Annotated in this window: 13 protein-coding genes; 4 read left to right on the top strand and 9 right to left on the bottom strand. The window is 61.6% G+C overall.

What is annotated here, in order from left to right; all coding sequences use genetic code 11:
- Positions 1 to 15 precede the first annotated feature (15 nt).
- Positions 16 to 1,005, bottom strand: coding sequence for an aldo/keto reductase (locus VHX65_06595; protein HEX3998199.1), 990 nt, complete (start codon positions 1,003 to 1,005; stop codon positions 16 to 18).
- A gap of 444 nt (positions 1,006 to 1,449) precedes the next feature.
- Between VHX65_06595 and VHX65_06590 the strand changes: the two genes are divergently transcribed.
- The 3 genes from VHX65_06590 to VHX65_06580 all read left to right on the top strand — a co-directional run bounded on the left by VHX65_06590 (position 1,450) and on the right by VHX65_06580 (position 7,347).
- Complete coding sequence (locus VHX65_06590; protein ID HEX3998198.1) at positions 1,450 to 2,190, top strand: ATP-binding cassette domain-containing protein; 741 nt, start codon at positions 1,450 to 1,452, stop codon at positions 2,188 to 2,190.
- A 96-nt stretch (positions 2,191 to 2,286) separates the two neighbouring features.
- The gene (locus VHX65_06585; GenBank protein HEX3998197.1) at positions 2,287 to 5,112 is read left to right on the top strand and encodes a Gldg family protein; all 2,826 of its coding nucleotides are present in this window, start codon (positions 2,287 to 2,289) and stop codon (positions 5,110 to 5,112) included.
- A gap of 150 nt (positions 5,113 to 5,262) precedes the next feature.
- On the top strand, positions 5,263 to 7,347 hold the full coding sequence (locus VHX65_06580; protein HEX3998196.1) for a hypothetical protein: 2,085 nt from the start codon (positions 5,263 to 5,265) through the stop codon (positions 7,345 to 7,347).
- Positions 7,348 to 7,443: 96 nt separating this feature from the next.
- Here the strand turns inward: VHX65_06580 and VHX65_06575 are convergent, their stop codons facing one another.
- Together VHX65_06575 and VHX65_06570 are read right to left on the bottom strand one after the other, a co-directional pair.
- Positions 7,444 to 7,776: a DUF971 domain-containing protein gene (locus VHX65_06575; GenBank protein HEX3998195.1), complete on the bottom strand. Its 333-nt coding sequence runs from the start codon at positions 7,774 to 7,776 to the stop codon at positions 7,444 to 7,446.
- A gap of 155 nt (positions 7,777 to 7,931) precedes the next feature.
- Positions 7,932 to 9,206: an AMP-binding protein gene (locus tag VHX65_06570; protein HEX3998194.1), complete on the bottom strand. Its 1,275-nt coding sequence runs from the start codon at positions 9,204 to 9,206 to the stop codon at positions 7,932 to 7,934.
- A gap of 252 nt (positions 9,207 to 9,458) precedes the next feature.
- Between VHX65_06570 and VHX65_06565 the strand changes: the two genes are divergently transcribed.
- Positions 9,459 to 10,244 (top strand): class I SAM-dependent methyltransferase, encoded by a 786-nt coding sequence (locus tag VHX65_06565; protein ID HEX3998193.1) that lies wholly within the window; start codon positions 9,459 to 9,461, stop codon positions 10,242 to 10,244.
- Between the two features lie 1,219 nt (positions 10,245 to 11,463).
- On the opposite strand, the gene VHX65_06560 is transcribed toward VHX65_06565, so the two are convergent.
- The 6 genes from VHX65_06560 to VHX65_06535 form a co-directional block, all read right to left on the bottom strand.
- Positions 11,464 to 13,689 (bottom strand): hypothetical protein, encoded by a 2,226-nt coding sequence (locus tag VHX65_06560; GenBank protein ID HEX3998192.1) that lies wholly within the window; start codon positions 13,687 to 13,689, stop codon positions 11,464 to 11,466.
- A gap of 302 nt (positions 13,690 to 13,991) precedes the next feature.
- Positions 13,992 to 19,523, bottom strand: a complete 5,532-nt coding sequence (locus VHX65_06555; GenBank protein ID HEX3998191.1) for an autotransporter-associated beta strand repeat-containing protein — start codon at positions 19,521 to 19,523, stop codon at positions 13,992 to 13,994.
- Positions 19,524 to 19,877: 354 nt separating this feature from the next.
- Entirely contained in the window at positions 19,878 to 20,576 is a 699-nt protein-coding gene (locus VHX65_06550; GenBank protein HEX3998190.1) for a hypothetical protein, read from the bottom strand.
- 259 nt (positions 20,577 to 20,835) lie between these two features.
- Positions 20,836 to 22,089 (bottom strand): DegT/DnrJ/EryC1/StrS family aminotransferase, encoded by a 1,254-nt coding sequence (locus tag VHX65_06545; GenBank protein HEX3998189.1) that lies wholly within the window; start codon positions 22,087 to 22,089, stop codon positions 20,836 to 20,838.
- A gap of 468 nt (positions 22,090 to 22,557) precedes the next feature.
- A complete protein-coding gene (gene pgm, locus VHX65_06540) occupies positions 22,558 to 24,198 on the bottom strand; it encodes a phosphoglucomutase (alpha-D-glucose-1,6-bisphosphate-dependent) (GenBank protein ID HEX3998188.1) in 1,641 nt (546 codons plus the stop codon).
- Positions 24,199 to 24,262: 64 nt separating this feature from the next.
- A complete protein-coding gene (locus VHX65_06535; protein HEX3998187.1) occupies positions 24,263 to 25,444 on the bottom strand; it encodes an acetate/propionate family kinase in 1,182 nt (393 codons plus the stop codon).
- Positions 25,445 to 26,058 lie beyond the last annotated feature (614 nt).

Below are 26,058 nucleotides of genomic sequence, written 5' to 3'. Positions count from 1 at the left end.
CTCGCAAACGATCCTCTACACCGGGGCTCGCATCAGGGCGGCGCCGCGCTCGGAGAGCGCCGCGTCGATTCGGGCCGATTGATCGGCCGAGAGCGACCAGCCCATCGCGGCGGCGTTTTCGCGCAGTTGCCCAGGCCGAGTCGCGCCGCACAATGCGGCGGTGATGCCCGGGCGGTGGATTGTCCAATTGATCGCCAATTGGGCGAGCGTTCGGCCGGTTTCAGCGGCAATCGGCCGTAGGCGATCGAGAAAGTCTTGGTTCCTTTGCCATTCGAGTCCTTGAAAGGGGGGATATTTGTGCCGGCTGTCGGTCGTCGGAAAGACGTAGTCGCGCGGCAATTTCCCTGCCAACAAGCCCTTCAACAGCGGCCAATACACGATCACCGACACGTCGTTTTCGACGCACCAGGGGAGCGTGTCGGCTTCGATTTGGCGTTGCAGCATGTTGTAGGGGGGCTGATACGCGCTTAAGGGGCAAGCTGCCGCGAATTCTTTGAGCTGCGCAAGCGAAACGTTCGACACGCCCACGGCCCGCGTCTTGCCCGCTTGCAAAAGCTTGCCAAGCGCTCCCGCCGATTCGGCCAGCGGAACGGCCGGATCGGGCGCGTGCAGATAGAGCAGATCGACGTGATCGGCGCCAAGCCGGCGCAAGCTTTCCTCGAAATGGCGGCGGAGCGTTTCGGGATGGGCGTCGAGCGTCATCGTTCGCGGCGGCTGCCAATGGATGCCGCATTTGGTGGCGATCACGGCCCGATCTCGCCGCCCGGCGATTGCCCGGCCGATCAGCGTTTCGCTTTCGCCTGTCAGGCCGTAATTGTAGGCCGTGTCGAAAAAGTTGACGTCGCACTCGAAGCAAGCATCGAGCGTCGCGGCCGCATCGGCCGCGGAAATTCCTTCGCGAGTCATTCCCGACAGCGGCCAGCATCCGAGGGCCACTGGCGCAACGCGGATATCGGTCTGTCCGATGAGCCGAAGCTCGGGATCGCGCTGCGGATTCGAGTGCATCAATGGGGCGAGAGATCGATGAGGCGAGACGTGGTGCGTAATTCGATCGTGGTGCGGATTGCCGTGGCTGCGGATGAGCCCCGATTGTAGCACCGCGGCTTTCGCTGACCACCGCTGGGGGCGGTCTTGCATAGGCCATTCGCTCCGCGGCCTCGCAATCGCGATCCTCTGAGTCCGCGAGCCGTCTTCCGCGCGAACCATCGAGCGGCTCGCGCCGTAATAATGTCGAGTGCCGTGCGCTGGCCATCTTTGGCGTTGGGGCAAGACTTGCGCCGGCCGGTTGGTTGGACCTTGCCGAACGGTGGCGAAGGTTTTAGGATAGGCCCGGTGCGTTCTTCCCGCCGAGGAGCGTTTTCTGGCAGGCCGTCCAGGGGCTTGTCGCACGGCGAGGAGGCGGGGACTTCGATTCGGGCGCAAGCGCGTGTCCATAGGAGTGTCGTGAAGATGACTGAACCGTCGGAAAACGCCATGATCGAGGCCGTTGGCCTGTCGAAATATTATGGCGACTTTGCCGCGATCGATGACGTTTCATTCAAGGTCCACCGGGGAGAGGTGGTGGCCTTTCTTGGTCCGAACGGGGCCGGCAAGAGCACGACCATGAAGCTGCTCACCGGCTATCTTTCGGCCACGGCCGGCGTCGCCCGGATCGAGGGGCACGACATGGCCACCGACCGGTTGGCCGGCTCGAGGGTGCTCGGCTATCTGCCGGAAAATGGGCCGCTGTATCCCGACATGACGCCCCGCAGCCTGTTGGAATTTTTTGCCGATGCCCGCGGCATGCCCGCCGCTCGCAAGCAAGAGCGGATCGGCGCGGTGGTCGATCTCTGTGCCTTGGGGAGCGTCATCGGAAAGCCGATTGGAAAGCTTTCCAAGGGCTTTCGGCAACGTGTCGGCATGGCCCAGGTGCTGCTGCACGAACCGGAGGTGCTGATTCTCGACGAACCCACGGCCGGGCTCGACCCGAACCAGATTCGCGAAGTTCGCGAGACAATTCGCCGGCTCGGCCAGAACAAGACGATCCTGCTGTCGACGCACATCCTGCAAGAAGTTTCGGCGATCGCCGATCGCGTGCTGTTTGTTTATGAAGGCAAGTTGATGTTCGACGGCACGGTGAAGGATTTTGCCAAGGATGGCCAATCGCTTGACGAACGGTTCCACGCCCTCAGCGCCGCCGCGTCGCACTAGCCGCTTCATGCCGCTGGCTCGAAAGAGCGCCCGTACCAAGAACACCCACCGACCAAACTCTGACCCCCGGCCCCTGATCCCTGGCCCACTACTGCTATGAATAGTCATGCTATCGGCGCCATTTTCCGGCGCAACTTCCTGAGCTATTTCAACAGCCTGACGGGCTATGTGTTTATCTGCCTGTTCGTGATGCTGTCGTCGTTTGCCGCATTTTGGACGTTCGATTTTTTCAACAACAACCTGGACAATCTCGACCAATTAAGTCGTTATTTGCCATATATCCTGCTGTTCTTCATCCCGGCCATCACGATGAGCATTTGGGCCGACGAACGGCGGCAAGGCACCGACGAATTGCTGCTGACGCTGCCGGCCAGCGATGTGGACGTTGTGGCGGGGAAATTTTTGGCCGGCGTCGGCATCTATAGCGTCGCACTGATGTTCTCCTTGATTTGCACGCTGCTGATGCTGCGTTTTTTGGGGCATCCCGACGTATTTCTATTCGCCGCGAATTACTTCGGCTTTTGGCTGATGGGCACGGCGATGATCGCCGTCGGCATGGTCGGCTCGTTTCTCACCGGCAATCTGACCGTGGCGTTTATCCTTGGCGTGGTGTTCAATGCCCCGCTGGTTTTCGCCGATTTGGCCGACGCATTCACCGGCAGCCCGGAATGGACGCAAACGATAAAGCATTGGGGCATCCCCGAGCAATTTCGCGACTTCGGCCGGGGCATGATCGGCCTCTCGTCGACGTTGTATTTCTGCCTGCTGGCGGTCGTAATGCTGTATTTGTGCCTGGTGTTGATCGGGCGGCGGCATTGGATGGGAGGCCGCGACGGGCAATCGCTTTTGGGGCACTATCTGGTTCGCTTTTTGTGCCTGCTCGTGGCCGCGGTGGGCTTGGACATGGTCGTCGAAACTTTCAATCTTCGCTACGACGTGACGGCCGAGCGAGTCAGCTCGCTTTCACCCGACACGGTCAGTTTGCTCCGCGGGCTGGATACGAAAAACCGGCCCATCCACATCGACGCCTACGTCAGCCCGCTGGTGCCGGAGAACTACGTCCAAACGCGGCTCAATCTGCTCAACGATCTGCGCGAGTTCGAGAAGCTGGGCGGCGGCCGGGTTCAAGTTCGAATTGTCAATACCGAACCGACCACCGAAGAGGCCACGAACGCAGAACAGCAATTCGGCATCAAGCCCCATGCGGTGCGCGGCAACAGCCGCGGCACGATGAAAGACGAGCAGATTTTCATGGGCGCGGCGATCACCTGCGGCTTGCAGAAAGTCGTCGTGCCGTTTTTCGATCGGGGCACTCCGATCGAATATGAGTTGATTCGCTCGATTGCCACCGTGGCCCAGGCGAAGCGGAAAAAATTGGGGGTCGTGACGACCGATGTGCAGCTCTTCGGCGGCTTCGACATGCAGCGAATGCAGCCTCTGCCGCGGCAGCAAATCATCGACGAACTGGAAAAGCAATACGACGTGGTGCAAGTCGATCCGTCGAAGCCGATCGAAAAGTTCGACGCGCTGCTGGCCGTGCAACCATCGTCGCTCGCGCAGCCGCAATTGTTCAATTTGATTCAGGCGATCCGCAACGGCCAGCCGACGGCCATTTTCGAAGACCCGGCCCCTGTATTCCAAGCGGTCGCCGGCACCACCGAGCCGAAACAGGGGATGCAAGGCATGCCGGGGCCGGCGAAGGGCGACATCGGCGAATTGTGGAGCTTGCTGGGAATCAAATACGTGGCCAAGGAGCGCGGCGGGGCATTCGCCGGAACAACATCCAGCGACTCGGTCGTGTGGCAGGATTGGAACCCCTATCCCAAACTGTTCGGAATTGCCCGCGGCCTGCCGCGCGAGTTCGTGTTCATCGGCCGCCACGAGCCGGGCGGAAAAACGCCCTTCAACGATGAATCGCCGATCACTTCCGGATTGCAAGAAATGTGGTTCCCCTTCCCGGGCGCGGTGGAAAAGCTGAACACCTCGACGATGAAATTCGTCGAGTTGATCGGCACCGGCAACACCACCGGCACGATCCCCTCGGATCAGATTCGCAGTGTCATCGAAGACGCGCAATCGCGCATTCAACTCGAAGACGAAAATACGACGCATGAATCGTATTGCGTCGCGGCGCATATCACCGGCGAAGTGAAAGGCAGACCGGCCCCGGATACCGAAAAGAAAGACGCCGGCAAAAAAGCCGACTCGGCAAAACCCAAATCGGCCGTCGAAGAGGCGGAAAAGAAACGCGCCGCCGAGGCCAGCCACACGGTCAACGTCGTCTTGGTGCCGGATATCGATCTGATGGCCAACGAAGTGTTCCGCATCCATTCCGATGCGGAAGAGGAAGAAATCGGCGCCCATTTCGACAACATCGTGTTCGTGCTCAACACGCTCGACGTTTTGGCCGGCGACACAAAATTCGTCGAAATCCGCAAGCGAGAACCATCGCACCGCACGCTCGAAACGATCGAAGGACTCGTCGCCGATTACCGCCAGGAACGCGACGAAGCCCACCATGAAGCGCAAGACAAGGTGAATGCCGAAATCAGCAAGGCACAGGCCGGCGGCGAGGAATTCGAGCAGAAACTCCGCGATTTTCAGAAGAAAGCGCAAGAACTGCAACGCAACGGCGAAGACATCACACCGGAATTGCGGGAAGAAATTACCGTCGCCGCCTTGAACCAAAAAGTCGAATCGCAACGCATTGCAAACCGCGTCGAACAGCTCAAGCGCGGCTTAGCGCGCCAAGACGAGATTCTCGATCGGCAGTCGAATTCCAAGACAATCCGCGTCGAGAATATTTACAAATTCGCGATCCTGGTGCTGCCGCCGATCCTGCCCTTCATCGTGGGCATGTTCGTGTTCTTCAGCCGCCGGGCCCAGGAACGCGAGGGGGTCGCGAAGTCGCGATTGAGATAAGTGATTTACCGGCTAGCGCCTTGCCGCTCGCAATTGGCCGGTGCCCGTTAGCGGCAAGGCGCTAGCCGCCGGTGTTTTAGCAAAGCCTTGGTTGCCGCCACCGGGAGCGCCCGTGGCATCGGTCTTAGCTTTTTTCAGGGTGAACAGGTCATGAGTGAATCGGCAAAAACATTTTCGGTGCTCGGCGTCGCGGTCCTATTGGCGGTGGCGGCCTTCGCCTCGCGGCCCCATATTACGACCGACGAAACGGAAGGACAGGTGGGCCAATCGCTGTTTCCCGAGTGGACCGACCCGTCGGCCGCCAAGAGCCTCGCCATCACCAGCGTCGATGAAACCACCAATTCGCTGAGCGATTTCAAAGTGGCCGACGTCAACGGCCGTTGGGTCGTGCCTTCGCACGAGGATTACCCGGCCAATGCCGAAGATCATGTGTTCAAGGCGGCGTCGAGCATCATCGGCCTGCGCGTGCTGGCGGTGGTGAGCGATGCGCCGGGCGACCAGGAAACCTACGGAGTCGTGGAGCCGAACGAAAAAACGCTCAGTTCATCGAGCTTCTCCGATTTTGGCCGGCTCGTCGTGGTGCGCGATGCCGCCAGCAAAGAGTTGGCCGGATTGATCGTCGGCAAGGAAGATAAATCGACCGCCGAAGGAGGATCGTCGAATTTGCGGTTCGTTCGCCGGGCCGGGCAGGACCGAATTTACAAGGTTTCGCTCGATACCGACGTGCTGACGACGAAATTCCAAGATTGGGTCGATACCGACATTCTCGCCATGAAACAGCCGTGGGATGTCAACAGCCTTCTGATCCGCGACTACACGCTCGACCGCTCGGTCGTTCGCAAGGACGACATCGACCTGTCGTTCGAAGAGAACAAAGCCGCTTGGTCGCTCAAGAAGCTCACCGAATACAAGGACAACGAGCCTAAGCAGATCAGCCTTCCGGTCAATGAAGAACTCGATAGCGGAAAAATCAACGAGCTAAAGACGAATATCTCGGGCCTGAAGCTGGTGAATGTCGCTCGCAAACCGGCCGATTTTTCCAAGCAATTGAAAACCGGCAAGGAATGGCTCGGCGACCCCGATGCCCAGGATTCGCTTGCCGACGGGGGCTTCGCGGTCTTTCCTCGGCAGAAGCCCACCGAAGTGCTTTCCGCCGGCGGCGACATGACGATCGGAATGAAAGACGGCGTCGAATACAAACTGCGCTTCGGCGGCGCGGCGATGACGTTCAAGAGCGATTCCGGCGAGAAGAAAAACACGGCCAAGAAAAAGGGAAATAAGGAAACGAATGTCGAGCGCCTCGTTTTCGTGACCGCCCAATTCAATCCCGATCTGATTCCCAAGCCCGTGCTCGAGCCGCTGCCCGAGGCGAAAACTCCGGCGAAAGAAACAACGCCGCCAAAAGCCACCCAGCCCAACAAGACGGAACCCAGCAAGACCGAACCGAAGAAGGCCGAGCCGAAGGTGACGGAGCCGCCCAAGACCGGCTCGGAAAAGCCCGAAGAGAAGACGCCGGCCGCGAACAAGCCAGCCGATAAAGCGCCTGCCGATAAAACCCCCGCCGCGCCGAAGCCCGCCGCCGGTTCCAGCGACAATAAGCCAGCCGAAAAATCGGACGCTAAACCACCCGAGGCGCCGAAGGGGAGCCAAACCAATTCGCGAATTTCGGGCGAACTCTTGGCCCTCGCCGATCCGACCGACGACGTGAAGAAAACGGATGGCGCCAAAAAGCCGGCCAGCGACGCTAAAGCGCCGGATGCTCCCAAGTCCAACGATAAGAAGCCGGCGGAAACCAAAACGGCCGACAAGCCGGCCGAAACGACACCCGCTGCGAAAAAGCCGGCTGACAAGTCCGCCGACAAGAAGCCTGAAAAGAAAACCACGGACGATGAGCACAAAACGCCTGAACCGGCAAAGCCCGCAGCCGAGAAGCCGAAGAGCGATATCCAGCGCGCCGAAGAGGAACAGGCACGCGAGGCCGAACGCAAGCGGATCGAAACCGAAAATCGCCGTAAGCAAGATGAATACGACGATACGGTGAAGAAAGGCAAGGCGCACGCCAAGGAATTGAACAGCCGCTTCGCCGATTGGTACTACATGATCTCGGAAGACGAGTACAAGAAGGTCCACATCGGCTTGAGCGACATCACCAAGCAAAAGGCCGGCTCGGATAGCCTCCCCCCAGCGCCGACGAATCCGTTCGACGCTCACGGACTGAAGCTGCCGCATCCCTAGACGAGCCGCGCGATCGATCGGGGCGCGCGAAGCCGTAAGCGAGCTTCACAACGCCCGTCGCGTATCGAATCTCGCTTGCGGCTTCGCGCGTCGCCGTCATGGATCGCCGGCCGACGCCTTCCCTTCTTCTTGCCCGAGCCGCCGCAGCAGATCGAACGTGTAGATGCCCGTGTCGTGGCCGTCGCTGAATTCGATCGAATAGGCGTAATGGCCCACGGGCTGCATGCCGCGCACCTTGAGCGGCCGCGCTTCCTCCGGTTTCAATACCGGAAATAGCGGAGCGGGCTGATTTCGCTTTTCACGGCAGGTGGCGCACGGGCAAGCGTCGCGCAGCTCGCGGAACGAATAAACCAACCGCCGTCCGTCGCTCCAATCGATCGCGAGCTGATCGGCTCCCACGAGGCTCAACTTGGTCGGTTGGATATCCACGGTGTGTGCTCTGTTTTTGGTGTGAAGCCGTCGCGGAGTGGAGCGTTTAAGCCCAGGGAAGGCCAGCGACGCGCTTTCCATTGGCCATACGCTCGATGGGCCTTCCCTGGGCTTGACGCACCGAGCGGCTCAACAACCGCCGCGTTGATTAATCCTTATCTCCGATCGATGAATCGCTTTCCTTTTCCCTCGAACCGCGGCAGCGATCCGAGCGGCACCGGCTGCACTTCCACGCTCATGCCCAATCGCAATTGCAATTCTTGGGCGATCCGCGCCGGATCGTTCGAGCGATCTTCGACCTCGAGCCGAAGCTGGTCCAGTTGGGCAGCTTTGTAGACGATCGCTCGAAACTCGACGACTTCCGGAAAGCTGCGGACGATCTGCTCGATGGAACTGGGAAAGATATTCACGCCGCGAACGACCAGCATGTCGTCGGTGCGGCCCAGGATGCCTCCGTCCAGGCGCACGAATCGGCTTGGTCCTTCGCCATGCCAAACCGGCCGCACAAGGTCGCCCGTTCGATAGCGGATCGCGGGGCTGCCGAATCGCCCTAGGGCGGTGAGCACCAATTCGGCGAGTTCCCCCTCGGCCGCCGGAGTGCCGGTTGCGACGGAGAGAAACTCGGCGATGAATTCGCTTTCGTTGACGCTCACGCCCGTGCCGGCCAGATCGCCGTAGCCCCACGGGCCCACTTCCGTAGCGCCGCAATGATCGAGCAATTTGGCCCCCCACGCTTCTTCGATCCGATTTCGGACGGCGGGCACCGAGCCACCCGGCTCGCCGGCCACGATGATCCGGCGCACGCCCATGCCCGCCACGTCGAACTTATTGTCGGCCGCCACTTCCGCCATGTGCAATGCGTAGCTGGGGGTGCAGCAGATAACGGTCGCCTGGCTCGTTCGGGCAAGCTCCAAGCGGCCCAGTGTCGAAACGCCGCCGGTGGGTATCAGCAAGCAGCCGCGTTCGGCCAGGGCGTCGTACGCGCTCCAAAAGCCGACGAACGGACCAAACGAAAATGCCATCAGCACGACATCCTGCGGCGTCACCTCCGCCGCATCCAACACGAATTGCCAGCATTCGATCCACCATTGCCAATCCTCGGCCGTGTCGAGCACCACCAGCGGGCGGCCATGCGTGCCCGAGGTCCGATGCAGCCGCGAATAGCGATCGACCGGCCAAGTGCGGTTGACGGCCAGATCGTGTTCGTGGTGTGAGCCGAGCAGATCGGTTTTGTAGGTAAAGGGCCAGGCGGCCAATTCATCCAGCGATCGGACCGGGCGCTGGATTTCGCCCAGTTTTTCCGAATAAAAGCGATTTTCCGGCAGGATTCGGTCGAGCAGTTCGTTCAACCGCCGCAGTTGGTGCCGGCCAAGCGCGCGGGGCTCCAGCGTTTCCAACGCGCGTCGATCCTCGGCAGTTTTGGGCGCCATGCCAGCATCATAATGCGCGTTGGAGGCAGCGGCCAGGGCGGTGTCTCGTGCCGCCGTGCTTGCAAATGCGTATTCTCGCGAAATCGCGCTGACGAATCGCCGGCGATGAGCTTAAAAACCGGGGCTGTCTCCAACCTCGACATTAGGTACACTCCCCCCGCCGTGCTACGAGCTAGCCGTCCCGCGCGTGCAGTTGGATGGCACATTTCGCCGACCGCGACGCGTGGCCGCGGAATTCAATAGGGAGATCGAATGGCGAGCCCGACCACGAAATTCAAGAACCTTTATCGGGCCCACGGCATCCGCGGCATTGCCGAGCATCTGGCCGCCGAGGTTGCCAAGATTGGGCAGCGAAGGCCGCCGGTCGAAAAATTCTGGTCCGAGTATCTCACCTGGCTGACTTGGGCCAACCCCGGAATGCTTGCCCGCGGGAATGTCTACAGCATGGATTTTGCGATCCGCAATCTTCCGAGCGGTTCGCCGATCGTCGAGATTGGTTCGTTCGCGGGATTGTCGGCAAATGTGATCGGCTACTTGAAACAGCGGCACGGCGCCGCCAACCGGTTGATCACCTGCGACCGCTGGATTTTTGAATTGCGGCCCGGAGATGAAGCCAAACAGTTGGCCGATTCGCCGACCGTCTCGCATGCCGATTATCGCAAGCTGGTCAAAGCAGCGTTTCTGCAAAATGTCCGCACGTTCAGCGGCCACGATCTGCCCTGGACGATCGAGCTTTTGTCGGACGAATTTTTCGCCGCTTGGACGGCCGAAGAAAAACGGCACGACGTCTTCGACCGGGAAATTCAGCTCGGCGGCCCGATCAGCTTCTGCTACATCGACGGCAACCATTCCTACGAATTCGCCAAACGCGACTTCGAGAATTGCGATCGCTATTTGGAGCGCCGCGGTTTCATGCTGCTCGACGATTCGGCCGATGGCTCGCCCTGGGAGGTGTGCCGGGTGGTGCGCGAAATCTTGGATTCGGGGCGCTACGAGACGGTCGCAAAAAACCCCAACTATCTGTTCCGTAAAAAGTAATGGCCGCGCTCGGCGCAACGACAGAAACGGAAATTCCATGCATCCCCGGTTGCTCAAGTTGAAACTCAAAGCGCGGCGTCGGCTCGGATTGCCCGCCGTCGTTTCGCTTCGACCGAAGAAGCCGCCGATCGGGCATGTGCTGCTTTCGTATCTCACCGGTTCGTTCACGCATTCCGAGCCGACGTCAACCCACTCCAATTGCTGGGAATCCCGCCAAATAGGCCAGACATTCTTGGAATTGGGCTATGGCATCGACGTGATCGATTGGTTCGATCGACGATTTGTTCCGCGGCGGCCGTATCGATTTTTGATCGACATCGGCTGCAATATGCCGCGCCTCGCGCCGCTGGCGGGCGAGAGCTGCGTGAAGCTTTTGCATGCCACCGGCAAACACTGGCTATTTCAGAATCTGGCCGAAATGCAGCGGCTTGCCGATTTGTTTCGCCGTCGGGGCGTCGTGCTCGAACCGCGCCGGCAATCGCCGACCGGTTGCGCCGTCGAATTGGCCGATTGCGTCACGGTGCTCGGCAATCAGATGACGGCCGACACGCTGTCCTATGCCGGCAAGCCCGTCTATCCGATTCCGCCTTCGCCGGCAGCGCAATTCAATTGGGACGATGCGAAGGATTTCCAGCGCACGAGCCGCCGCTTTCTGTGGCTGGGGAGCACCGGGATGGTTCACAAAGGCTTGGACCTGGTGCTGGAAGCGTTCGCCGGCATGCCGGAATTCGAGCTCGTCGTTGCCGGGCCGGTCGATGCAGAGCCCGATTTCAACAATTTCTACCACCGCGAACTTTACGAGACCCCAAACATTCGCACGCTCGGTTGGATCGACGTCACCGCGCCGGAATTCGCCGCGCTGGTGCGCGGGGTGTCGGCGATGGTTTACCCGTCGTGCTCCGAAGGATCGGCCGGGTCGGTGATCGTCGGGTTGCATGCCGGGCTGATCCCGATCGTGAGCCGGGAGACCGGAATCGATATGGACGATTTCGGCGTCGAACTCAAGCACAATACGATCGCCGAGATCCGCCGGGAGGTGCGGGCACACGCCGAATGCAGCCCCATCGAACTGCGGCAGCGGAGCCGCGCCGCGTGGCAGCGAGCCCGCACGTATTTCACCCGCGAACGGTTCGCCGAGGCGTTTCGCAACGTGGTGTTGGAATGGCTCGAGGCGCCCAGCGCGGCAATTCGGGCCGAATGCGCAGCGACGGCGCGCGAATCATGGCAGGTCGCGGATGTGCACCTCGGTGTGCGTGACGACCGCCTTCCCCTCGACATACGTGGCGCTGGAGACCGTGCGCAGCACCTTCAGGATTTCGAGCCCGCTGCGAACTTGAGCGAGCGTCTTCTTTAGCTGTTCGGGTTCGTTCTTGTCGAACTTCAAGCTGGCTCCCTCCCCTTCATGCGTTTTCGCATACACCAGCCGCACGACATATTCGATCCACGGCGTGCTGGCTTCGACGAGCCCTGCGCAATCGACGAACGAAGCGCTCGCCAGCGGCCGTTTCATATCTCCGGCCGGCCCCTCGGCCTCGAACGGCGTCGGGCTCAAGAGCTCGGCGGTGTGCTCCGGCGATAGGGTCAACACGGCAACATGCTTGCCAAGCCCGGCGCCGGGCGCCAGTTGGCCATCGACGCCCAACTCTCGCGGGAGCGGGTAGGAATAGATCGTGCCAGAGCGGACTTCGCGCACCTGCGCGTCGGGAATCTTGAAGCCCGGAGCCAACGCATTTGGTTCCTTCTGCTTGATTTTCGCCACGATCTCGTCGGCCACGGCGCGATATTCGCCAATTCCCTTTTTCAACAAATCGGCATCGCTAACGCCCCAGACCAGCGCGGGCTCGAACATCGGCAGCACCGAATCCTGCGGCATTCCGTTGAACCAGCGCCGGCTGATGATCTTGGCGTCCCAGACGAACGCGTGCTGGCCGTCGGCAAGCGCCGGTTGGAGCATCGCGATGTTGGCGTTGTTCAGCCGTGCGAGAAGCGGCTTGGCAAACTCCATCCACTCGTGATATTCGCGTTTCTGTTCCGTCGTCAGTGTCGGCAGCGCCAATTCCTCGAAGTAGCTTTGCGCCTTCGTCAGCCATTTAACCGACATCGGATAATCTTCCGGCAGCGTTTTCGTTCGCCCGAGAATCGCCACCAGCGGCGTTCCGCCAAGATGCTCCATGATGTCGAGCGGCTTCGAGCCGTCGAGCCGTGGGTTGACCGCCCAACTATAGGCGTAGCAATCGTAGCCGCGCTCGGTGAGCACCGAACTGGAAAGCGATGCGCCGGGAGCGGGCATCAGCGAGCGCAGATCCTTCTTGAGCGACGTTAGATCGGAGCGAAGCCGCGCCTGCACGTCGGCCGCCATTCCCGAGGCCGATGCCGCGCCCAACGCCATCTGCATGAGATTATCGAGCGAATCGTGGCTGCCCATGGCGATCGCCGCTTCCTTGGATTCGAATCCGATCCCGACCAACCGTTTGTCGGCCAGTTTGTAAAGCGGCTGGAATTCCTCGCGCTCGACCATCCGCGGCCCGCTGCCCAACGCCGCCAAGGGAGCGGCCGAGGGGGTGAGGGCAATCAGCAAATAGTCGCCGCGAACGCCGATGCTGATCATCATTTCGAGTTGTTTCAGCCGGTCGACGATTTGCTTGAGCTGCCCCGGCTTTTCTTCGTAGTCTTTGGCCTGGGAAAGAGCTTCATTCCAGGGGACCATCTTGCCGTCGAGCTTCAGGGTTAGATAATCGTCGCCGCCGATCTTCGATCGTTGAAAGCGGCCCTTCAGATCCGAATTCGGCTCCGCGGCGATCGCGTCGTTCACCGCCTTTTCTAGCCGTGCCAACTGGGTTTTGACGCGAGCGGCATCGGAGTGCTTGAACGCCAAAACGATCGTCGGAATCTTCAGCTTGTCGAGATGCGCCGACAGCTTGTTGATGATCGCCCGCACCATTGCCTTGGGAGCTTGTTCTGAATTGGCGCCGCCATGCGGCTCGAAGGCCGACGGATTGTAGGCGGCTGCGTTGTAGCTATCTTCCGCGAGGCCGATCAAGTCGATCGTTTGCTGATCGGCGTACCAACTGATCTCGTTGGAAAACAGATCCAGCAGCATGTCGATCAATTGCTGATTTTCGGGCTTTTGAAGGGTCTGATTGAATTCGGTCGCCCCCATGCTGTAGTAGAGCTGCAGCATCGACCAGGATTCTTGTATGACTGGAATCTCTTTGAACTTCGCCCAGGCTTTGCTATTGGCGACGATTTCCACCTGTTCTTTCAGCCGCATCGTCGAACTGAACACGGCTGCGTCGGCCGGCACCCAATCGAGCGCATTGCCGAATTTCGGCGGCGCGTCGGCGGCGAATGCGGCACTTTGAAACAGCCCGACCACAAGGGCGACCATCATGATCCGCCCGAGATGCGTTTTGCCACCGCGATTGAATCCCGGTCGATAAGTCATGACAGATTCCCTGCAAAAGAATGGACGGCGAAAGAGCGCGAACGCCGAAGGGCCCCGCCAACATAATAACCCGGCGGGCATTATAAGTAGCCCAAGATGCGTAAACAAGAATCCGCTGCGGCAGTACGGCCGTGCGACGCACCGACCTGTCGGCGATTTGCCTCTGTGCAAACGGCGTTGTTGTTTCGGCGATCACCTGCGGCGATAGCCCGCAGCGCTAGCCAGGGAGAGTGCCAATCTTCCCTTGCTAGCGCTGCGGGCTAACGAGTCGCTCGACAAGCGTGCAGCGGCACGCGTGCTGCCTAAGCCTTCGAGATACTTCGAGCCGGTGCAAATACCTTTCGGCGGAGGATGCAACCGGCGGCAACGCCGATGCCCAGAACAGCCAAGAGCAGGCCCGAGGGTTCCGGCACCGCGGATGGCGCCGCCGATGCGCTAGCCGAGGAAAATGCGTCGGCCAATTGGCTCGCGCTAACCGGCGGCAAATCCTCGCTGGCCAGCAAGATGTTTTCGTCGCTCACGAGCGTCGCGATGTCGGCGGCGATGTCGGCGGCGATGTCGGCGGCGGATGTCGAAGCATTGGCCGGATTGGCGGCCGCCGAATTATCGCCCGCCGCAGCCGAACCGATTGCCGCCGCCAACGATGCATCGAGCAGGCTTACCGACACGGCGGAATCGGCCGATTCCAATTGCTCCAGCGCGATGATCCGCTGCTGAAGCTGACCGATTTGCTGCGAAACGGGCACGGTCGGCGAGCTACTGGCCGCTGCCGAATCGGGCGCACCGGCGGGGCTTTCCGTGGATTGCGATGCGGCGGCGCCGGCGGGGCTGATTGTCACCGTGGCGCCGGCGCCGATCGAAAGCGAGTTTTGCAGAATCTGAGTGGCGGTGAGGCTAGCGCCGGGGCCAACAATCGTGTCGCCGCTGTAGCTGGTCGCACCGCCGGAAGTGGTGGCCGTGCCCGTGATCGTGCCGACGGCTTGGTTCGTGCCGGTGACCGATAGCCCGCCGCCGCTGGTGATCGAGCCGTTGTTCGTGATGTTGACGACTTGGCCGCCCGAAAACGCTGCGACGCTGCCGGCCAGTTGCAAGGTGGCGGCCGGAGCCACGGTCGCCGTGACTCCGGAGCCGACGACCGCCGGGCCGCTGGCGGCATTGAATTCCAGCGTGCCGGCCTTCACTTGCAAACTGGTTCCGGAGACGAGCGTCGGCGCCGCGGCAACGACGATGGTGCCGGTGCCCGAGCCCGCGGCGCCGACGATCAACGTGCCGGCCGCGGTCAGGCCGTTCGTGGAAGTGAGTGTGTCACCCGAGGCGACGGCGAGCTGCGCCGCGTCGCTTCCGGACGACGAAGCGATAAGATAGCCGACGGTTTGCGTGGCGCCGATCTCGACCAGCGGGGAAACGCCGTTGAGCGCGGCAATCTGAAGCAACCCTGGGCCGAGCGTGCCGCCGGAGACGGTGGCCAAGGTTCCGCCGGTGACGAACGTGCCGCCGCTGTAGGTGTTCACGCCGGTGAGCGTGAGGGTGCCGCTGCCAATTTTATCGAGCGCCAACGTGCCGCCCGGCGGAGTGCTCGCCGTCGTGTCGGAGAGAAGGCCGTAAAAGGCCGACGGGCTGGTGCCGTCGCTGCCGACGGTGAGGGTCGTCGACGTTGCGCTATTGTTGGTCACGATGCCGCCGCCGGTCAGCGAGCCGACGCTTTGCGAAAAGCCGTTGAGCGCGACCGTGCCGCCGAGGCCGAGCACGAGGGCCGAGTTTTCCGGGATCGTGTTTGCGGCGCCGGCTCGGAGTGTGCCGGAACTGATCGTCGTGGCGCCGGAATATGTGTTCGCGCCGCTCATGACGAGGGTGCCGCTGTCGGTGAGCGTGAGGCCGCCGGCGCCGCCTTGGGTATCGGCGATCACTCCGCCATAGGTGAGCGAGTTTGGCGTGGTGTTTTGATTGCTGCCCGAGACGCTATCGACATCGATCGTGCCGCCCGTGGGGCCGAGTGCGATGCCGCGATTCGAGTTGAGCGCGAACGTGGAGGTAGCTGCAAGCGTGCCGCCGTCGAGCGTGATATTGGTCGACGGCGACGTGGGGTCCGCGCCCAGTTCGGCATCGGACGAGAACAGCAGAGTCGTGCCGGCGGCGATCGTCGTACCGAGTGAATAGGAATCGCTGCCGGTCAAAGCCACGTAGCCGCCGTTTTGCACCGTGAGCGAATTCGCTCCGCTCAATGGGCCATTGAACGTGAGCAGTCCTCCGCCTCCGCCGAGACGGTAGTTCGAGCCGTACGGCGTGAGCGTGCCGCTGTAGACGTAATTGCCCGTCGAGCCGAGGCTGGCCGATGGCAGGTTGGCTCCGCCGACGGCGCTGCTGAAATTTAGACTGTTGGAACTATTGGCGGCCAAGGCGACCGTGCCGGCGGATCCGCTCGTGAGATGGATCAGAAACGTTTGCTCGATGGCCGAGCCCGCGGCAACGGTCCCGCCGCTATTGACCGTGATGTTCGGCGATGCGCCGGCTGGCAGGTTGGCGTCGGCGGCGAATTCCAAAATGCCGCCGTTGACCGTGGTCGTGCCGGTATATGAATCGGAGCCGCTGAGAACTTGCGTGCCGGTGCCGGATTTCACGAGCGACAGGATGCCGCTGCCGCCATTTGCGATCGTTCCCGCAAAATTGAAAATCCCGATGCCGCTAATTGTCAGCGTGGTCGGTGTCGAGGCGGCGGCTTCGACGATCGCCGTGGCCGATGTCGAACTCAATCCGCCGACGCTCACACTTTCGCCGTTGAGGTTCAGAGTCTCGCCGCTGGCGGTTCCGAACGCGACGACATTCGGGGCGCTGGCGTTCAGCGCCCCCGTGCTGCCGACGCGAAGCGTGCCGCCGTTGATTGTTATGCCGCCGGTGAACGTGTTCGACCCGCCGAGAGCGAGCGTTCCGCTGCCGGCAATGGCGAGTCCGTAGCTGCCGCCGATATTACCGCCGATGCTGAGGGCGTTGGCGCTGCCGGCGAGCATAATCGTCGGCGTCGTAGCGAGCGTGATCGCGCCGGTCGTTTGGCTGAGAGCCGCGGAGCCTTGGAACGCAAAGCTGCCGCTCCAGGTTTCCGGATTCGTCGTGGTAACCAGATTGCCCGACCTGTTGTCGAGCGTGCCGCCATTGACCACAAACGGGCCGGTGCCCAGAGCCGCCGCGTTGTTGATGGCGAGCGTTCCGGCGTTGAGCGTGGTCGTGCCGCTGTAGCTGTTCGCGGAGGCGAGAGTTAGCAGGCCATTGCCCGACTTGGTGAGTCCGGTGGCTGAGCCGTTGTTGGCGATCGTTGAGCCGATGGCGAGGCCGCCAGCGGTGTTGTTTTGAATGACGACCAGGTCGGCGCCGGCGGCCCCTTCGAGCGTTCCGCCGCTGATGGTGTCGGTGAATCCGGCGACTGCGGGCGTCACCAAGATGCCGCCGGAGATGATGCCGTTGGTTCCCGAGAGCGTGATCGTGTCGGCCGCGGCGGAGCTGAATCGCAAGCTGTTGGTGGTCGAGCTGCTCGGCGGATTCGAAGAGACCGTTACGGTGGTGTTGTTTCCGGCAGCCCAAGCGTCGTTGGTGTAATTGGTCGGCTGGGTCGAGAGTCCGACGACCTGGCCGCCGACGATGGTTGCCCAATCGGTTTGTCCGACGGTGGCCCAGCCGCCGAGGATCGACGATGCTTGGTTCGTCGCCGTCGTCGTGATTCCATTGGTCGCCGACTGCGCACCGCCGGGAAGGCCTAAAGATATTGTTCCGCCCGGTGCGCGGCTGATCGTGTTGCCGAGCGACAAGAGCAACGGATCGTTGGCATTGGCAGTGAGCTGGATGCTTGACGCTCCGGAATTGATTGCAAGGCTGCTGAAGGTTTGGCTGTACGACGTGTTCGACGCGCTGCCGCCCACCAGATCGATTGCGCCGCCGGATACGGACAGGCTGGTCGAACTGGCGACGAGATTCGTGGTTGGCGCTCCGCTGGCGCCGAAATTGAGAGTCAACGCGCCGCTGCCGGTTTTGATCAGCGTGCCGCCGCCGGTCACGGCACCGGCGATCGTCGTCGCGCCGGGGCCGGCGAAGGTGAGCGTGAGGCCCTGGGTGTTGATGCCGCCGGTAAGCGTGAGTTGATCGCCCGACGCGGTGGAATCGGAACCGATCGTCGCCGAGCTTCCCAAGACGATCGGGCCGGCATACGTGTTGTTGCCGATGAGATTAGCGATCGCCCCGGCGCCCGCAATTCCGCTGCCGCTGATATTGAGCGAAATTCCCGTCGTGCCAGACTCCATGATGCCGAAAGTGGTCGGGCTGCCGCTGGTTTGCAATTCGAGGTCGGCGCCTGAAAAGACGCTGACGCTCGACGTGTTTCCCAGCGCCGAGCCGTTTTGCAGATTCAAACGACCCACGAACACCGACACAGGCCCGGTAAAACTATTCGCGCTGGTCAGATAGACGGCGCCCCCAATGCCGCCGTTGCCGCCGATGTTCAGGCCGGTCGAACCGCCGATGCCGGTCGAATTGCCGCTGGCGTTGGCGAACCAATAATCGGCGCCGCCGTTGGCCGCGCCGGTGTTGGTGAACGTAATCGAATTCGCGGTAACGCCCGATTGAACCGTGACGGTTTGCGCGCCGAACGGGGCAGGCGAGCTTGCGAGCGACAAGTTCAAGCGCATCGCGTATTGAGCATTGGTGTCGCCAAAGATGGCGTTGCCCGCGCCGCTCGAGGAGAAACTGGTCGAGCCGTTTTTTCCGGCGTTGGTCCAATCGGCCGTGGCGGTGTCCCACGAATTGCTCGTGGCGCCGGGGCCGGTAACGCCGGACCAGGTTGCGGTCGAATTGACGACCGTCTGAATCGCCGTGGCATATTGCGACAAATCGACGGCGAACGAGAGATCGCCATATGCGGCGTTCGCTGGAGGGCTGGATGTGCCGCGATCTTGGCCGATGTCTTCAAGATCGACGAGGATGCCGGCGAGGTTCCATCCGCTGCCGGAATTCGAGAAAACGCCGCCGCCGGAATCGTAAGTGGCCACTTGGGCCATATTCGAACCGATGGCCGCGACCTCGGCAGTAACGACCGGCAATTGGCTGCTATCCCAGGCCGCGCTCGACGGCGGATCGTAGACGGGATTGTAGAACGTCGTGCCGAATGTCGTCGTATTGCCGATGGGAACGCCCGTAAACGTGACGATGCTTTCGCCCCATTGCGGTGCTCCGCCGCCGCCCCATGCGAAGCCCGCGTCTTGATAGGTGCCGGCGGGATAGGAATTGTTTTTGGTCGTCCAGAACGCATCCGAGGAAATGTCGTTGGGCGTGCCTCCCGAAGGGCTGGTCGAGGTTGCACCAAGCATCAGCACGCCGCTCGACGAACTATTGGCGTTGTTCCAATACAACGCCCCGCCGTTTCGATAGCCGGTGCCCACCATTGCCACGACACTTCCGGCAGCGGGAGTGGTGGTCGCGATATTCTGGTAAATAGACGGCAGCGGTGGCGCTTGCGCCAATTGCACCAGTTGCAGGTCGGGCTCACCGGGTAGATAAACGTGGTTCACCACCTGATACGATTGGCTCGTGCCGCCGGGAAAGTCGAACGTGGCGACGGCGGTCGGAATGGAAACGCTCACATGCGACGCCGTTATCGCCCAGCCATCGCCGAGATACACCGTCGAACTGCTCCCGACTCTGCCGACGTTGTAGAAGATGCTATTGAAGCCGGCCGAAGTAGTGTTGATCGTCGAACCCCCTTCGACAACCAGCGCTCGAGCCTGCTCGCTCAGCAGCAACGGCGCAATCGCTGCCGTCAGGGCAAGTCGGATGAGCCAGCGGAAAGGGTGCACTAGAATCCGGCTCCAAGTTGCGGAATCGCCGCCGATGCGAAAAGAACTGCGGCCGACAGGCTGAAGGCTGTCGGGACAACGACGGAGGCTCGTCCATGCGCTGGCCTGGCGCCGTCGGCCTGCGTCCCCTCCCCTGCGGGCCGGTTCATTCATAATAGCTGCCGGTTGCGGCAGGGCAAAGCGACTGGCGGGGGGCGAGTCGGGAATGCGGTGATCGGGGAGTGGTTATGGCGGGGTCGCCCAGGGAAGGCCAGGGAAGATTTTCGCCATGGGGGGAGACCAAACGGGGCCTTCCCTGGCCTTCAGGCCGCAAATAAGAGGCGCCAAAGCGCGGCTGCTCGGCCACGGCCCTACTCAGTGGGCGACGTGCCGGGTGTGGCCCGGACGCACGGTTTGGCCAGCCACATGCAGCTCGCCTTCGTGGAGTTCGACCGTTTCCACCCGGATGATGCCGTCGCGGCCTGGATTGGCCGGCAGCGGCAGCGTGAGGAATAAGAGGGGATCGGCCCCTACTTCCCGCAATTCGACCTTGCAGCCGATGCTTTCGCAGCCGCTGCGCAATTGATGGATTACATCGTTGAGCGGCAGCGGAACCGCCCCCGCGCGGGCCCGCTCAAGCCGCACCCCCAAAACATTCGGTGCCTGTAGATACACCTCGGCGGTGAGCGAGAGCACCGTGTTTACATTCCCCTTTTCATAGCGGCAACCGACGATCAATTCGCCATCGTGAATCGCCACCCGGGGGTCGTGAAATTCCGGGGGAATCAATTGCCGGTGATTCCGTTCGCGATCGACGGCCAGCCAACCGTTGATTTGCTCGGCCGTAAAGACGGCTTCCCAATGACCGTCTTTGAGGGCGTCGTTGCGGAGCTCCGCGGTGCGTCGAATCATCTTCTCGCTAGCCTGCTGCTGCTCGGCCGAATCCATGGCCAGCGCTTCGACGTAAAAATGCGGCACATGGCGAAATGCCAGCCAAAGCCAAATGCCGCCGCCGCACAGAAGCAGCAACAACGCGCCGACGATAATCAGCGGAATGCGGAATCTGCGCGACATGCCGGCGTCCTCGTTCCCCGCTCCGTTCCGAACCGCCGAATCCTAGCGCCCGACCTCGGAAGAGTCAACGACGGCCCTCGCGGCGGCAAGGTTCGCGCTTCGCCTAAGCCGGCCGAGCCGCAAATGCAAAGCACGCTAACGGCAGAGTAGTCGCTCTCGTGTGCCACTGGCTCTGCCAGTGTGCGTCGAGCTGACACGCTCCACCAACGAAGACACTGGCAGAGCCAGTGACATGCCCGCAGGATTCATGCGTAAGAAACTAAACCGGCTTGCTCGCACCGCGGCGGTCGAGGAATTTCGGGCGTTTTACGCGTGTGGCCGGCTTTTGGGCACCGAAGAACTCGGCAATTCGGCCGACCACCGCCCGCTGCTCCAACTCACGCAGTTCGGGGAAAATCGGCAAAGCCAGGGTTTCCCGGGCCGCGCGCTCCGATTCCGGCAGGCTGCTTGCCGTATAGCCCAAGCTGCGGAAGCACTCTTGTTGGTGCAGCGAAACCGGATAGTAGATTTCCGAGCCGATTTTGGCGCTCGACAAATGCGTGCGCAGCGCATCGCGCCTCCCGTCGGGCACGCGAATCACATACTGATTCCAAACATGCATGCATCCGGCCGCGGTGGCAGGCAGTGCCAACACCTGCTCCAATCCATATTCGGCGAACAGTTCGTGATACAACTCGGCGTTGGCTCGCCGCAGTTGGGCCCAGCGATTCAAGTGCGGCAGTTTCACCTGCAGCACGGCCGCCTGGATCGAATCCAATCGGCTGTTGATGCCGACCACTTTGTGATAGTAGCGCGGCTCCATGCCGTGGGCCCGCAATAGCCGCAGCCGCGCGGCCAGTTCGTGCGAATTGGTGGTCAGCATCCCGCCGTCGCCAAAGCCGCCCAGATTCTTCGTCGGATAAAAACTGAAACAGGCCATATCGCCAAGCGTGCCCGCCGAACGGCCGCGATAACCCGCGCCGATCGCTTGGGCCGCGTCTTCGATCACCGGAACATTCAGCCGCTCGGCTACCCGGCAAATCTCCTCCATGTCGGCACATTGCCCGAACAGGTGCACCGGCAGGATGGCTTTGGTGGCGCCGGTGGCACGGGCGGCGATCGTTTGCGGATCGATATTGAACGTCGCCGGGTCGATGTCGACGAACACGGGCGTTGCCCCCAATCGCCAAACGGCGCTTGCGGTTGCGAAAAACGTGTACGAGGGCAAGATCACTTCATCGCCGGGGCCGATCCGCAACGCCATCAACGCCAGCAACAGCGCATCGCTGCCGGAAGCGCAGGCGATCGCGTGGTGCGCGCCGGCAAAAGCGGCGATCGATCGCTCGAACTGCTCGCAATCGGGACCCAAAATGAATCGTCCCGACTCGCAAACCCGATCGATGGCCGCCCGAATGGCCTCGCGGAGCGGCTCGTATTGCCGGCTCATATCCAGCAGCGGAACCGGCACGGAAACGTGGGCCGAAGAGGAGTCGCTTGCCGATGCCGACGAACACTTGCCGGGAGATCCATCCATGGAAACACCCTCAGGTTGCAGATTCGATTGTGGGCCGCGATGACGGGATAAGGCCGACCCTCGCGGAGCGCCGGAAAAGCATTGCCAACGGCGTGGCCGACGGTCGGGCAAAGTTACGGTGGTCGCCCGTTTGCGTCAAGAGAGATCATGCTGAAAGTGTCGCTTGTCGCTCGAAAATAAGGTGCTCTTTCGCGTGTTCGATATGCCACTGGCGTTCCGTGTGCCACTGGCCAGCGCAGTCGGCCAGTGTGAATGCAGGTTGGCATGGCCATTCGTCAGCTCAGGGGGGAAACGGGAAGCCTAGGTGGAATTGCACCTAGACAGACGGCCTTCGTTTAGCCATTGTTCGGGGATTCGAGCTTTGCTCTCCTGCCGGCACTGGCCGACTGCGCGGGCTAGCGGCACACAGCCGGGCCAGTGGCACACAGCCGGGCCCGTGGCACACTGGGAACGACTGGTGCGAATTCTTCAGCCCAATGCCGCGGCGACGATCTTTTGGGCTTCGGCGACAACCGAGTTCAGATGCGATTGGCTTGTAAAGCTTTCCGCGTAGATCTTGTAAATATCCTCGGTGCCGGAGGGACGGGCGGCGAACCAAGCATTCGCTGCGACCACTTTCAAGCCGCCGATCGCCGCGTCATTGCCGGGAGCCCGAGTCAGCTTGGCCACGATCGGCTCGCCGGCCATCGTGTCGGCCCGCACCGCTTCGGGCGAAAGCTTTGCCAGGCGGGATTTTTGCTCGGGCGTGGCCGGCGCATCGATCCTCGTGTAATACGAGGTGCCGAATTGGGCCGCCAGCTCTTGATAATGTTGGCCGGGGTCTTTCTCCGTGACGGCCGTGATTTCGGCGGCCAAGAGGTCCATGATCGGGCCGTCCTTGTCGGTCGTCCACACCGTGCCGTCGCGGCGCAAGAAACTCGCTCCCGCGCTCTCTTCGCCGCCGAAACAATACGAACCGTCGAACAAGCCCGGCGCGAACCATTTGAACCCCACCGGCACTTCCGAGAGCTTCCGGCCAAGCCGTCCGACCACCCGGTCGATCATACTGCTGGAGACCAGCGTCTTGCCGACCGCAGCGCTCGCCGGCCAGTCGGGGCGATGCGTGAGCAGATAGCGAATGGCGACGGCCAGAAAATGATTCGGATTCATTAGCCCCGCGCCGGGCGTGACGATCCCATGCCGATCGGAATCGGGATCGTTGGCAAACGCAACGCGAAACTTGTCCTTCAGCCCGACCAGCCGCGCCATCGCATACGGGCTCGAGCAATCCATGCGGATTTGGCCATCGTGGTCGACCGTCATGAAGCCGAACGTCGGATCGACCGTCTTGTTCACGACCGTGATGTCCAAACCATAGCGTTCGACGATCGGCTCCCAATAATGCACCGCCGCGCCGCCGAGCGGATCGACGCCCAATTTGAGCCCGGCCGAACGAATCGCCTCCATATCGATCACGCTTGCCAAATCGTCGACATACGGGCGGACGTAATCCTGCTGGTGCGTCGTGTCGGCGCGGAGGGCGGCAGCAAGCGGCACCAACTTCACTTCCACATTGTTCGCTTTCAGCAGATCGTTGGCGCGGCGCTGGATCCAACTGGTGACATCGGTGTCGGCCGGGCCGCCGTTGGGCGGATTGTATTTGAAGCCGCCGTCTTCCGGCGGATTGTGCGACGGAGTGATCACGATGCCGTCGGCCGAATGCTGCTTGCGGCCCCGGTTGTAGACGATGATCGCCCGCGAAATCACGGGCGTGGGCGTGACGCCGTCGTCGGGCTGGATGATCGTTTCGACGGCGTTGGCTGCGAGCACCTCCAGCGCGGTATTTTGAGCTGGGCTCGACAGCGCATGCGTATCCTTGCCCATGAAAATCGGGCCGTCGATGTGTTGGCCGCGGCGGTAGTCGCAGATGGCTTGGGTGATGGCGCGAATGTGGGTCTCGGTGAACGTGCCGCGAAGAGGCGTGCCGCGATGACCGCTCGTGCCGAAGGCTACCAGTTGCGCCCGATCGCTCAGATCGGGCTGGCGATCATGATATTCGCGGTCCAAGGCCGCAACGTCGATCAGCATGTCGCGCGGGGCGGGCTTTCCAGCTAAAGGCGAAATTGGCATGGCAGGACCTCCGTTTTTTCCGACGCGCGAAACCGCATGCGAGTCGCGATGTCGCTTGGTTCCCTTAACGCTTTTGTAGAAACGCTTGCACGGCGGCGACGATCACGGATTCTTCGTCCGTGCGAATGACGCGCACGGTCGCTCGGCTGCGATCGGGCGAAATCACCGCGGAATTGCTTTCGTTGCGCGGCGCGTCGATTTGAATGCCGAAGCATTCCAACGATTCACAGATCAGCCGGCGAACCTCCGCGGCATTCTCGCCAATTCCACCGGAGAAGACGAGGGTGTCGAGCCCACCCAGCGCCGCGACGAAAGCCCCGATCCACTTTTTCACTTGATAACAAAAAATCGCCACCGCTTCCGCTGCCCGTTCGTCGCCGGCCCGGCGAAGCAGCAGATCGCGCATGTCGGGAGTGGTTTCCGAAATGCCGAAAAGGCCGCTCTTGCGGTTGACCATATCGTCGACCTGATCGGCCGTCATATGGCGGTTGCGCATCAAATACACGAGCAGGCCGGGATCAATGTCGCCGCAGCGCGTGGCCATCACCAATCCGGCGGTCGGCGTAAAGGCCATCGTCGTGTCGATGCATTTTCCCGCGCGCACCGCGGCAAGGCTGGCGCCGGCGCCAAGGTGGGCAAGAATGACCCGGCCGGCCGCGGCTTCCGCGCCGGCGACACGACCAAGTTCTTGAAGCAAAAACGTGAACGACAGCCCGTGAAAACCGTACCGCCGCACGCCTTCCGCTTCCAATTGCCGCGGCAGGGGAAGCAGCTTTGCCACGCGCGGCAAGTCGCGATGAAAGGCCGTGTCAAAGCAAGCCACTTGCGGCAACCTCGGGCAGCGCTCGGCGAATGCTTCAATGAGCGCGATTTCGGCCGGCAAATGATTCGGATCCCAAGGGCTGATCCGCTTCAACTCGGCGATCGTCTCGGACTCGACTAATTTCGATTGCCAGAGTTTTGGACCGCCATGCACGATCCGATGCCCGACGGCTGCAATCGATTCGAGGCCGATTCGGTTGTCGAGCCAAGCGATCAGATGCTCGACGGTTCGCGAAGAATCGGCGGCATCGATGGTCTGCCGCGAAGATGTCCCATCCGAGATTTTGAAACTGAGCGTCGAATGACCGAGCCCGATGCGATCGACTTCGCCCGACAATTCCTTATGGGGCCTCTCGCCGAGCGCATACACGGCAAACTTGATACTCGACGAGCCGCCGTTGATCGTGAGCACGCGCGTCGCCATACGGGAACACTTCGTTCTCGGAAATCGCAGTTAGGGAATGTGAAACGGCGCCAGCGATCCCAATCGCGTGGATATTATAGACGATTGCGGCCTGTTGTCGTGCAGGATTGGCGCGGGAGGTTCACTCGGAGAGGTGACGACAAGATGTATTGAGCCGTCGTCGATCCAGTCCAACGACCGAACGACGCGGAGTACATCCCGAGCTTCCGCAAGTCCGGTGCCTACCGCAATCCGACGCAAATCCAACGGCAGTTCTCGAAGCGATCCAAACGCGAACATTCCGTTTGGTTCCGGCAAATAGGGGCGGAGGAAAACGGGTCAGAACTATTTCTCACCTCGACATTCTACGGCTTGTAAATAGTTCTGACCCCGTTTTCTGCCTTGGGACAGGAAACGAGCTGCGTCCTTTTGTCCTTGCCTGGAGCACGTCAACACCGCGCAAACGGCGGCGGAAGTCGCGGCGGTCCGGCATGCGATCCAGCGCGGCAATCCATTCGGCAATCCCGACTGGCAGCGCCACACGGCCAAACGGCTCACCTCCAATCAACGCTTGGCCCCCACGGCCGCCCGCGGAAGAAACCGCCCGGCGACCAGTCGTGAAAAAAGCTGCGTCC

It is taken from the genome of Pirellulales bacterium (genome assembly GCA_036267355.1).
GTDB lineage: Bacteria > Planctomycetota > Planctomycetia > Pirellulales > DATAWG01 > DATAWG01.
Note: the sequence above shows the minus strand (reverse complement) of the source record. Positions and strands in the feature narration are given on the sequence as shown.

What these genes read in the sequence shown, in the direction of transcription:
- VHX65_06595 (HEX3998199.1), bottom strand. Translation starts at nt 1,005, where the DNA reads ATGCACTCGAATCCGCAGCGCGATCCCGAGCTTCGGCTCATCGGACAG.
- VHX65_06590 (HEX3998198.1), top strand. Translation starts at nt 1,450, where the DNA reads ATGACTGAACCGTCGGAAAACGCCATGATCGAGGCCGTTGGCCTGTCG.
- VHX65_06585 (HEX3998197.1), top strand. Translation starts at nt 2,287, where the DNA reads ATGAATAGTCATGCTATCGGCGCCATTTTCCGGCGCAACTTCCTGAGC.
- VHX65_06580 (HEX3998196.1), top strand. Translation starts at nt 5,263, where the DNA reads ATGAGTGAATCGGCAAAAACATTTTCGGTGCTCGGCGTCGCGGTCCTA.
- VHX65_06570 (HEX3998194.1), bottom strand. Translation starts at nt 9,206, where the DNA reads ATGGCGCCCAAAACTGCCGAGGATCGACGCGCGTTGGAAACGCTGGAG.
- VHX65_06565 (HEX3998193.1), top strand. Translation starts at nt 9,459, where the DNA reads ATGGCGAGCCCGACCACGAAATTCAAGAACCTTTATCGGGCCCACGGC.
- VHX65_06560 (HEX3998192.1), bottom strand. Translation starts at nt 13,689, where the DNA reads ATGACTTATCGACCGGGATTCAATCGCGGTGGCAAAACGCATCTCGGG.
- VHX65_06550 (HEX3998190.1), bottom strand. Translation starts at nt 20,576, where the DNA reads ATGTCGCGCAGATTCCGCATTCCGCTGATTATCGTCGGCGCGTTGTTG.
- VHX65_06545 (HEX3998189.1), bottom strand. Translation starts at nt 22,089, where the DNA reads ATGGATGGATCTCCCGGCAAGTGTTCGTCGGCATCGGCAAGCGACTCC.
- pgm (HEX3998188.1), bottom strand. Translation starts at nt 24,198, where the DNA reads ATGCCAATTTCGCCTTTAGCTGGAAAGCCCGCCCCGCGCGACATGCTG.
- VHX65_06535 (HEX3998187.1), bottom strand. Translation starts at nt 25,444, where the DNA reads ATGGCGACGCGCGTGCTCACGATCAACGGCGGCTCGTCGAGTATCAAG.